The sequence below is a fragment of the Georgenia halophila genome (genome assembly GCF_039541595.1).
In genome coordinates this window covers 1-1,305 of record NZ_BAABGN010000024.1, presented here as the reverse complement: position 1 = coordinate 1,305, position 1,305 = coordinate 1, and the positions used below count along the sequence as shown (strand labels likewise).

The window sequence follows — 1,305 nt, the reverse complement described above, 5'->3', positions numbered from 1 at the left end:
TCAGTGTCAGGGTGAGTGTTGCCGCCCTTGTTGCGGTGGTTGGATCCTGAGCACCTGGTGTCTGGCTCATAGCCTCGTTGCCGACAGCGGTCTGGCATGCATGGGTTTTGCCGGCACCAGGTGTGAAGGAACCGGCCGGCGTGACTTGATAGGAGCGTGGCATCGCCCCCACTGAGATGTGTCCGCCGGCCGGTCCAACCGTCCAGTCACTGATCAGGTGAAGGAGGCAACGACCATGGTTGTTGTTGGAGCCGACGTACACAAGCGCTCACACACGTTCGTCGCGGTCGACGAGGCCGGCCGCAAGCTCGCAGAGATCACCGTTAAGGCCGTTACGGCCGGTCACGACAAGGCGGTGCGGTGGGCCCAGAACCGCTTCGGCACCGACCTGGTGTGGGCGATCGAGGACTGCCGGCACCTCTCGGCACGCCTGGAGATCGACCTGCTCGACGCCGGCCAGCAGGTCGTGCGGGTGCCGCCGAAGATGATGGCCGAGCAGCGCCGCACCGCCCGCACCCGGGGCAAGTCCGATCCGATCGACGCCCTGGCGGTGGCCCGGGCTGCGCTGCGCGAGCCTGACCTGCCGGTGGCCACCCATGACGAGGCGTCCCGGGAGCTGAAGTTGCTGGTCGACCATCGCGAGGACCTGGTGCGCCAGCGCACCAGTGTCGTCAACCGATTCCGGTGGCACCTGCACCGCATCGACCCCACCATCGATCCGGCTCCGAAGTCGCTGAACATCGCCACGACCCGGGCCCGGCTACGCGACCTCCTCGCCGGCATCGACGGGATAGACGCGCGCCTGGCTCGCGAGCTGCTCGAGGACATCGAGACCCTCACGACTCGGGTCAACGCCATGGCCAAGGAGATCACCGCCCTTGTCCACGACCAGGCCCCCGACCTGCTCGAGTTGACCGGCTGCGCCGCCCTGACCGCGGCGAAGATTCTCGGCGAGACCGCCGGGATTGGCCGGTTCACCCACGAGGCCAAGTACGCCATGCACGCCGGCGTCGCCCCGATCCCGGTGTGGTCCGGGAACACCCGCGGCAGGGTCCGGATCAACAAGTCTGGTAACCGCCAGCTCAACGCCGCCCTGCACCGCATCGCGATCACACAGGTCCGTCTGGGCGGCCTCGGCAAGGCCTACTACGACAAGCGCCTGGCCGCCGGTGACTCCACGACTGAGGCCCTGCGCTGCCTGAAACGCCGACTCGCAAGAGTCGTGTTCAACACCCTGAAGAACAACCAGTCGACCGCCGCCGCACCCACCTACGCGGCAGCGGCTTGACATAGGAGAAACCCATG

General features: G+C 67.2%; 1 protein-coding gene. It reads left to right on the top strand.

What is annotated here, in order from left to right; all coding sequences use genetic code 11:
* The first annotated feature begins 217 nt into the window (after positions 1-217).
* Positions 218-1,288, top strand: coding sequence for an IS110 family RNA-guided transposase (locus tag ABD907_RS20550; protein ID WP_345219147.1), 1,071 nt, complete (start codon positions 218-220; stop codon positions 1,286-1,288).
* Positions 1,289-1,305 lie beyond the last annotated feature (17 nt).